Below are 7,788 nucleotides of genomic sequence, written 5' to 3'. Positions count from 1 at the left end.
GTGGGCTAAACGGGTACTGGTAAACATGGGTCAAAATCGAGTCTGAAAAATCCGATTATGACTGACAGTCGCGAACAACAAGGGGGAGCAAGCTCCCCCTTTGGTTTTTACCGGACACTAGTGACGCAGAGCGTGGGAACGATCGGGTTGGGTTTACAGCTCTACAACAACAGCCTTCGAAGCACGGGTCGCTTTAGCTCGGGCAGCCTCAATCGACTCATCCCGCGCCAACGCCACACCCATGCGGCGCTGGCCATTCACTTGCGGCTTGCCAAACAGACGCAACGCCGTGTCCGGTTCGCTCAAGGCAGCGCCGAGGTTGGCGAACGCTGTCTGAGTCGACTGCCCTTCCACCAGGATCACCGCCGAAGCCGAAGGCCCGAACTGGCGGATCAACGGAATCGGCAAGCCCAGGATGGCGCGCGCGTGCAGCGCAAACTGCGACAGGTCCTGGGAAATCAGGGTCACCAGACCGGTGTCATGCGGGCGTGGCGACACTTCGCTGAACCACACCTGATCGCCCTTGATGAACAACTCAACGCCAAACAGACCGCGGCCACCCAGCGCCTCGGTCACGGCTTTGGCTACACGCTCGGATTCAGCCAGGGCAATCGGGCTCATGGCTTGCGGCTGCCAGGATTCCTGATAATCACCCTTCTCCTGACGGTGCCCCACTGGCGCACAGAAGGTGGTGCCACCGATGTGACGCACGGTCAGCAGGGTGATTTCGTAGTCGAAGTCGATAAAACCTTCGATGATCACGCGGCCTTTGCCGGCACGCCCGCCTTCCTGGGCGTAATCCCAGGCTTTTTGTACATCATCGGCGCTGCGCAGCAGGCTCTGGCCCTTGCCCGACGAACTCATCACCGGTTTGACCACACACGGGAAGCCCAGGTCTTGCACGGCCTTGCTGTAGTCTTCGAAGGTGTCGGCGAAGTGGTACGGCGAAGTCGGCAGGTCAAGCTCTTCAGCGGCCAGACGACGGATGCCTTCACGGTTCATGGTCAGCGACGTGGCACGCGCGGTCGGGATCACGGTAAAGCCTTCGGCTTCCAGTTCCACCAGCGTTGCAGTGGCGATGGCTTCGATTTCCGGCACGATGAAGTGCGGCTTTTCGGCCTCGATCACGGCACGCAGGGCGGCGCCGTCGAGCATGTTGATCACGTGGCTGCGGTGCGCCACTTGCATGGCCGGCGCGTTGGCGTAGCGATCCACGGCAATCACTTCAACGCCCAGGCGTTGCAGTTCGATTACCACTTCCTTGCCCAGCTCACCGCAGCCACACAGCAAAACGCGGGTCGCGGTTGGCGACAATGGAGTTCCGATTCGGGTCATCTCAGGTCCTCAGGGGAGCGGATCATGGGGAGAAAGGCCGGCATTTTACATGAACTGTAAAAATTGGCCTCAGTTGGCGACAGCCCGTTTGCGCATACGCCAGGCCATGATCAGCCACACCACCGTGACCCCGGCAAATTTGGACACCAGCGCGGTGCCGGCCACTGCCGGTGTGAGCGCGCCGATCAAGCCGAAGAAGATAAACGTATCGATGGGAATGCTCAGCGCCGAACTTATCCACAGGCGGTCGTGCAGCGGGCGCTTGGTGATGCTGAACACCAGCCAGTCGATGCACTCGGACACCGCAAACGCCGTGGCGCTGGCCAGCGCGATGGACGGGTCAGAGGTGATATACGACAGCACCAGCGCTGCCAGCATGGCGATGATTGCGCCATGGCCGAAGCGGGTTTGCACCATGTCACGCAGGATAAACACCAGGCCACCCCAGGCGGACCAGATGACATCCAGGTGCGGGGCGGTGGAGAAAGCGAAGTTGATCAGCACGACGCTGCTGATGTAGGCGATCAGGAAGAGCATGGGGGAGGACCTGTGGGCAAGGGGCACAGGGTACTTCACATTTTGAAATATGTCGTCTGGGCGGGCCTCATCGCAGGCAAGCCAGCTCCCACATTTGAAGGTATTCACAAATCAAGTGTGGGAGCTGGCTTGCCTGCGATAGCGGTCGCTCAGGTGCCAGATTTACCAGGCATCATCCACACCAACCCACTTGCCTTCGCCCGCTCATGGCACAACCCCAGCACCACCCGGCGCTCGGCATTGTCCATGCGGCTCCAGCGCGTAATCTCATCCACGGTGCGCTGGCAGCCGGTACAAATATCGTCATCGTCCAGCGCACAAATACTCACGCACGGCGAGGCGACGGGGCGTTCAACCGGGTTCATTCTTCCTGCTCAACCAGGTCACGCGCATACCGCTGCGCGTTATGCACATAGTGCGCGGCGCTGGCTTCGAGCATGCGCTTTTGCGCCTCGGTCAGCTCACGTACCACCTTGCCCGGCGACCCCATCACCAGCGAGCCATCGGGGATTTCCTTGCCTTCGCCAATCAGCGAGTTGGCGCCGATGATGCAATGCTTGCCGATCCTGGCACCGTTGAGGATCACCGCGTTGATGCCGATCAGGCTGTAGTCGTCAACGGTGCAGCCGTGCAGCATGGCGTTATGGCCAATGGTCACGCCGGTGCCCAGGGTCAGCGGGTAGCCCATGTCGGTGTGCATCACGCTGCCGTCCTGCACATTGCTGTTCTTGCCGATCAGGATCAGCTCGTTATCGCCACGCAATACCGCGTTGAACCAGACGTTGGCGCCCTCTTCCAGCTTGACCTTGCCGACCAGCGTGGCATTCGGCGCCACCCAGCTGTGCGGGTGCGTCTCGACGCGGGCGTCGCCCAGGCGGTATTTCATGGTGTGTCCTCACGGCTGGCCATTCAAGCGATGGCTTAGATATTGATAAAGCTTTTAGGCGGCTGGTGCAGGCTGATCTGGGCGTCGTCATAGAGCAGGTTGATCAGCTCGACGATCATGATTGCCGTCAACCCCCAGATCTTGTATTCGCCAAATCGGTAGCTGGGCACATACCAACTGCGGCCCTGGTAATCGATGCGGTGGGTGTGTTCGCGCGGGTCCTGGCGGAAAAACTCCAGCGGTACGCTGAACACGGCGGCGATCTCGGCATCGTTGGCCAGGTATTCGACGTAATCGGGGATCACACCGACGTAGGGCGTTACACGAATGCCATGCAGGGAAATCAACGGGCTTAACGGGCCGACCACTTCCACCAGACCGGGCGGCAGACCGATTTCCTCTTCGGCTTCGCGCAGTGCGGTAAAAATCAGGTCCGGGTCTTCGGGGTCGCGCCGCCCGCCAGGAAACGCCACTTCGCCACCGTGGGTCGACAGACCGCTGGCGCGCAGGGTCAGGATCAGCTCGGGTTCGTCGCTGCGGGTGATCGGCACCAACACGGCGGCCTCGGGGAAACGCCCGTCAGTTTCCAAGGTGTGGGGGGTGTGATTGGTTACCCGGCGAAGTAGCTCGTCCAGCATGAGTCATCTCGGTCTGTTGGCTACCTTGTATCATGCACCAAAGCAGGCAGGCGCCCAACCCCAAAACCACCGGCGTGTCGCTAAACGACAACTTGCAGCGCCCTGCCCGCCACGCCAAGATAGACGCACTTTCCAGGAACCCCAGCATGAATTTCTGCAGCCAGTGCGGTAAACCGGTTACCCAACGCATTCCCGAAGGCGACGGCCGCCTGCGCTACGTGTGTGATCACTGCTCGACCATTCATTACCAGAACCCCAATATCGTCGCCGGCACCGTGCCGGTGTGGGGCGACAAAGTGCTGCTGTGCCGTCGCGCCATCGAACCGCGCCTGGGTTACTGGACCCTGCCCGCAGGCTTTATGGAAAACGGCGAAACCGTAGAGCAGGCCGCCGCCCGCGAAACCCTGGAAGAAGCCTGCGCCCGCGTGCGCAACCTGAGCATCTATACCCTGATCGATGTACCGCACATCAGCCAGGTGCATATCTTCTACCGCGCCGAACTGGTCGACCTGGACTTCGCCGCAGGCCCCGAGAGCCTTGAAGTGAAGCTGTTTGATGAGGCCGACATCCCTTGGTCCGAGCTGGCTTTCCGCACGGTCGGGCGTACCTTAGAATGCTTCTTCGCTGACCGCAGGCAACAGCTGTTCCCGGTGCGCAGCGAGTCGGTGCCGCCGATGACGCGGCCGGCCAAATAACTCCAGGCAGCACCTTCTACAAGGGAAACCGTTTTAATGCGTTGGTTGCTCGCTCTGATCTGCCTGTCGTTCGCTAGCCTGTCTTCGGCCTCCACGGTGGAAACCCTCGGCGGCAAACCGGTCGAGAAAATCCTGGTGCTCAAGTCCGCCCATCAGTTGCAATTGATCAACGACGGCAAACCGCTCAAGACCTACCGCATCTCGCTCGGTAAAAACCCCAAGGGCACCAAACTGATGGAAGGCGACCGCCGCACGCCAGAGGGCTTCTACTGGATCGACTGGCGCAAGACCAGCGACCGCTTCAACCTGGCCATGCACATCTCCTACCCCAATATCAGTGACTCGGCCCGCGCGCGCCGCGAAGGCGTGAAACCGGGCAGCATGATCATGATCCACGGCACGCCCGACACCGAGGAATACCCGGAACAGTGGTTTCACACCCTGGACTGGACCGACGGTTGTATCGGCATGCGCAACGTGGACATGCGCGAAGTCTGGAACCTGGTCAAAGACGGCACCCTGATCGAGATTCGTCCGTAATCGCCTACCGTTTGTAAAATAACTCAAAAATAATTAAAAAAAATCCCTGCCCATGGCAGCGCCTGCCGGTGAATACCAGTTCACTGCGCGGGCTGCGCAATTCTGCGCGCACTCAAGACCTCTCTAATACCACTTGATACCAGGCACCCTTAATGTGCGCTGAAACAGGCTACCGCACTGTTTTCGCTGCATTGACATGGTATTTAAGTGGTATTAATTTCCGGCCAATACCGGGCGACAACATTCCAATAACGCATCGGAAACCTGACAGATGAATCCCATACTGGCGCTGCGCCCCGACGACAAACAGTCCACGCCGCTGTACCTGCAATTGGCCCGCAAGCTCGAAGCGGCGATCCATGCCGGCGAGTGGAAATCCGAACAGGCGTTGCCGTCGGAACGGGTCCTGAGTGAGCAACTGAGCATTTCCCGCGTCACCGCGCGCAAAGCCCTGGAAGTGCTGTTTGCCCAAGGCTTGATTCGCCGTAGCCAAGGCTCGGGGACCTTTATCACCCCGCGTCTGGAGCAGCCGCTGTCGCGCCTGTCGGGGTTCAGCGAGATGTTGCGCCTCAAGGGCTTTGTGCCCACGTCCCAGTGGCTGGAGCGCGACATCACCCCGCCGACCCACGAAGAACTGATCCGCCTGGGCCTGTCGCCGACCGACAAAGTGGCGCGGCTCAAACGCCTGCGTAAGGCCGATGACACCGTAATGGCAATTGAAATGACCGCCATGCCCGCCTCCGTGCTGCCAAACCCGCAAGCCATCGGCAACTCGCTGTACGAATACCTGGAAAGCATTGGCAAACCGGTGGTGCGCGCGCTGCAACATATCCAGGCGATCAATGCCTCCGATGAGTTCGCCAAGCTGGTGGGCATTGCACCGGGCACCGCCATGCTGCTGATGACCCGGGTCGGCTACACCGCCGACAACACGCCGATTGAAATCACCGACACCTACTGCCGCAACGACTACTACGACTTCGTCGCAGAGCTGCGCCGCAATGACTACTCCGCTGAACTGCGGGTTTAGAGAACTGCCCATGTCCGAAGACAACATCCTCACGCCCGGCGGCTGGATTCGCGGCCGCCTGGTGCACGAACACGGCAAGGTGGTCGCCATCGAAGGCACGCCGTGCGACCCGAACGACAATGACCTGCCCTACGTGCTGCCAGGCTTTATTGACCTGCACGTTCACGGCGGTGGCGGCAAAGACATCATGGAAGGCACCGACGCCTTCGAGACCATCACCCGCACCCACGTGCGCTTTGGTACGACGTCGCTGCTGGCTACCACCATGACCGCACCGGTGGATGAAATCTCCCGCGTGCTCGGCGAACTCGGCACGTTCTGCGAGCAGCGTCCTACAGGCAGCGCCCGGGTTCTCGGCGTACACCTGGAAGGCCCCTACATCAATCCGGGAAAACTCGGCGCGCAGCCCAACTTTGCCCACACCGCATTGATGGCCGAAGTCGAAGCCTACCTGCGCCTGGCGCCGATCCGGGTGATCACCATTGCTCCGGAAATCGCCGGCCACGATGCCTTGATCCGCGCCCTCAGCGAACGCGGCGTGCGCATGCAAATCGGCCACACCCTGGGCAGCTACGAAGAAGGGGTTGCTGCCCTCGCCGCCGGCGCCACCAGCTTCACGCATTTGTACAACGCCATGAGCCCGCTGCATCACCGCGAACCCGGCATCGTCGGCGCCGCGTTGGCCCACGCCAAGTACGCCGAATTGATCCCGGATTTGCTGCATGTACACCCCGGCGCCATGCGCGTGGCGCTGCGCTCGATCCCGTGCCTGTACTGCGTCACCGATTCCACCGCCGCCGCTGGCATGCCCGACGGCGAATACAAGCTGGGCAGCCACACCGTCACCAAATGCCTGGGCGGCGTGCGCCTGGCAGACGGCACCTTGGCCGGCAGCACCCTGACCATGGACCAGGCGCTACGCAACCTGGTGAAAATCGGCCTGCCGATCAGCGAAGCCTCACAACGCCTGTCGCAATTTCCTGCGGACTATTTGGGCCTGGAAGAACGCGGGCGCCTGCAACCGGGCAGCTTTGCCGACTGCGTGCGCATGGACCGCTCCCTGACACTCACCGACGTAATGGTCGAAGGAGAAACCATTGACTTCAAAAATGCTTGAAGAGGCCCTGGCCTCCTGTGACGCCGTGGAGGCCCAACTGCAGCGCCTCAACCCGATGCTGGAGGAAGTTGCCGGGCGCCTGCGCCGCCAGCCGCCGCAAGTGGCGATGACCATCGCCCGTGGCAGTTCAGACCATGCCGCCAGTTACTTCGCCTACCTGGCCATGCAGCATGTGGGCATTCCGGTGGCGTCGTTGCCAATGTCAGTGGTGACCCTGCTGCAAGCACCATTAAAGGTCAGCGGCCAAGTGGCGTTCGGTTTCTCCCAGTCGGGGCAAAGCCCGGATTTGGTCAACAGCCTGCGCCTGCTGCGCAAACGCGGGGTTTTGAGCATTTCGATGGTCAACGCCGAAGACTCACCACTGGAAGCCGCGTGTGAATTCCATGTGCCACTGTGTGCCGGGCCGGAGCAGAGTGTCGCCGCGACCAAAAGCTTTATCGCCACTTTAAGCGCCAGCGCGCAGTTGATCGGCCACTGGAACCAGGACCTGTTGCTGCTGCAAGCCTGCCAGGCTTTGCCCGAGGGTTTGCGCGAAGCTGCCACCCAGGACTGGACGCCAGCCATCGAAGCCCTGCGCAGCAGCCAACGCCTGATTGTAATTGGCCGTGGCGCCGGTTTTGCCATCGCCCAGGAAGCCGCGCTCAAGCTCAAGGAAACCTCGGCGATCCAGGCCGAAGCCTTCAGCAGCGCCGAAGTGCGCCACGGGCCGATGGCCTTGATCGATGAAAACTACCCACTGCTGGTGTTCGCCCCACGCGGCGCCGAGCAAGCCGGGCTGTTGAGCCTGGCCGCCGATATGCGTCAACGCGGCGCCCGCGTCTTGTTGGCCGCGCCGGACGATATCGTTGAACGCGACCTGACCCTGAGCCGCGCCGAACACCCTAGCCTGGACCCGATCCTGGCGATCCAAAGCTTCTACGTGATGGCCGCAGGCCTGGCGGAGGCCCGCGGCATGGACCCGGACCAACCGCGCCACCTGAGCAAAGTTACCCGCACTCACTGAGTCGCGT

The 7,788-nt window shown here is 61.3% G+C and carries 10 protein-coding genes; 5 read left to right on the top strand and 5 right to left on the bottom strand.

Translation table 11 applies throughout. The annotated features are described in order from the left end of the window. Positions 1 to 153: 153 nt before the first annotated feature. The 5 genes from purT to HBO23_RS31395 all read right to left on the bottom strand — a co-directional run bounded on the left by purT (position 154) and on the right by HBO23_RS31395 (position 3,396). Positions 154 to 1,335, bottom strand: coding sequence for a formate-dependent phosphoribosylglycinamide formyltransferase (gene purT / locus HBO23_RS31415; RefSeq protein WP_170040773.1), 1,182 nt, complete (start codon positions 1,333 to 1,335; stop codon positions 154 to 156). Positions 1,336 to 1,404: 69 nt separating this feature from the next. Beyond that, positions 1,405 to 1,872, bottom strand: coding sequence for a VUT family protein (locus HBO23_RS31410; RefSeq protein WP_099549347.1), 468 nt, complete (start codon positions 1,870 to 1,872; stop codon positions 1,405 to 1,407). 149 nt (positions 1,873 to 2,021) lie between these two features. Continuing rightward, positions 2,022 to 2,237 carry a DUF1289 domain-containing protein gene (locus HBO23_RS31405; protein ID WP_017139718.1) on the bottom strand — a complete coding sequence of 72 codons (216 nt, stop codon included), beginning with the start codon at positions 2,235 to 2,237 and terminating at the stop codon, positions 2,022 to 2,024. Continuing rightward, positions 2,234 to 2,758 carry a gamma carbonic anhydrase family protein gene (locus HBO23_RS31400; RefSeq protein ID WP_017139717.1) on the bottom strand — a complete coding sequence of 175 codons (525 nt, stop codon included), beginning with the start codon at positions 2,756 to 2,758 and terminating at the stop codon, positions 2,234 to 2,236. The genes HBO23_RS31405 and HBO23_RS31400 overlap by 4 nt, the downstream gene beginning before the upstream one ends. A gap of 35 nt (positions 2,759 to 2,793) precedes the next feature. Then, positions 2,794 to 3,396, bottom strand: coding sequence for a CoA pyrophosphatase (locus tag HBO23_RS31395; RefSeq protein WP_017139716.1), 603 nt, complete (start codon positions 3,394 to 3,396; stop codon positions 2,794 to 2,796). Positions 3,397 to 3,542: 146 nt separating this feature from the next. Between HBO23_RS31395 and HBO23_RS31390 the strand changes: the two genes are divergently transcribed. From HBO23_RS31390 to HBO23_RS31370, 5 genes are all read left to right on the top strand, one after another. Then, positions 3,543 to 4,091, top strand: coding sequence for an NUDIX hydrolase (locus HBO23_RS31390; RefSeq protein ID WP_017139715.1), 549 nt, complete (start codon positions 3,543 to 3,545; stop codon positions 4,089 to 4,091). A gap of 36 nt (positions 4,092 to 4,127) precedes the next feature. Then, a complete protein-coding gene (locus HBO23_RS31385) occupies positions 4,128 to 4,631 on the top strand; it encodes a L,D-transpeptidase family protein (RefSeq protein WP_099485500.1) in 504 nt (167 codons plus the stop codon). A gap of 271 nt (positions 4,632 to 4,902) precedes the next feature. Further along, complete coding sequence (locus tag HBO23_RS31380) at positions 4,903 to 5,661, top strand: GntR family transcriptional regulator (RefSeq protein WP_099549346.1); 759 nt, start codon at positions 4,903 to 4,905, stop codon at positions 5,659 to 5,661. A gap of 10 nt (positions 5,662 to 5,671) precedes the next feature. Beyond that, on the top strand, positions 5,672 to 6,778 hold the full coding sequence (gene nagA, locus HBO23_RS31375; protein ID WP_170040772.1) for an N-acetylglucosamine-6-phosphate deacetylase: 1,107 nt from the start codon (positions 5,672 to 5,674) through the stop codon (positions 6,776 to 6,778). Further along, complete coding sequence (locus HBO23_RS31370) at positions 6,759 to 7,781, top strand: SIS domain-containing protein (protein WP_026013893.1); 1,023 nt, start codon at positions 6,759 to 6,761, stop codon at positions 7,779 to 7,781. Before nagA ends, HBO23_RS31370 begins: the two co-directional genes overlap by 20 nt. Positions 7,782 to 7,788 lie beyond the last annotated feature (7 nt).

Origin of the sequence: Pseudomonas sp. WS 5532, from assembly GCF_012985445.1 — a bacterium.
Classification (GTDB): Bacteria; Pseudomonadota; Gammaproteobacteria; order Pseudomonadales; family Pseudomonadaceae; genus Aquipseudomonas; species Aquipseudomonas edaphica.
Note: the sequence above shows the minus strand (reverse complement) of the source record. Positions and strands in the feature narration are given on the sequence as shown.

Coding starts and splice junctions, on each gene's coding strand:
- purT (WP_170040773.1), bottom strand. CDS start 1,335: ATGACCCGAATCGGAACTCCATTGTCGCCAACCGCGACCCGCGTTTTG.
- HBO23_RS31410 (WP_099549347.1), bottom strand. CDS start 1,872: ATGCTCTTCCTGATCGCCTACATCAGCAGCGTCGTGCTGATCAACTTC.
- HBO23_RS31405 (WP_017139718.1), bottom strand. CDS start 2,237: ATGAACCCGGTTGAACGCCCCGTCGCCTCGCCGTGCGTGAGTATTTGT.
- HBO23_RS31400 (WP_017139717.1), bottom strand. CDS start 2,758: ATGAAATACCGCCTGGGCGACGCCCGCGTCGAGACGCACCCGCACAGC.
- HBO23_RS31395 (WP_017139716.1), bottom strand. CDS start 3,396: ATGCTGGACGAGCTACTTCGCCGGGTAACCAATCACACCCCCCACACC.
- HBO23_RS31390 (WP_017139715.1), top strand. CDS start 3,543: ATGAATTTCTGCAGCCAGTGCGGTAAACCGGTTACCCAACGCATTCCC.
- HBO23_RS31385 (WP_099485500.1), top strand. CDS start 4,128: ATGCGTTGGTTGCTCGCTCTGATCTGCCTGTCGTTCGCTAGCCTGTCT.
- HBO23_RS31380 (WP_099549346.1), top strand. CDS start 4,903: ATGAATCCCATACTGGCGCTGCGCCCCGACGACAAACAGTCCACGCCG.
- nagA (WP_170040772.1), top strand. CDS start 5,672: ATGTCCGAAGACAACATCCTCACGCCCGGCGGCTGGATTCGCGGCCGC.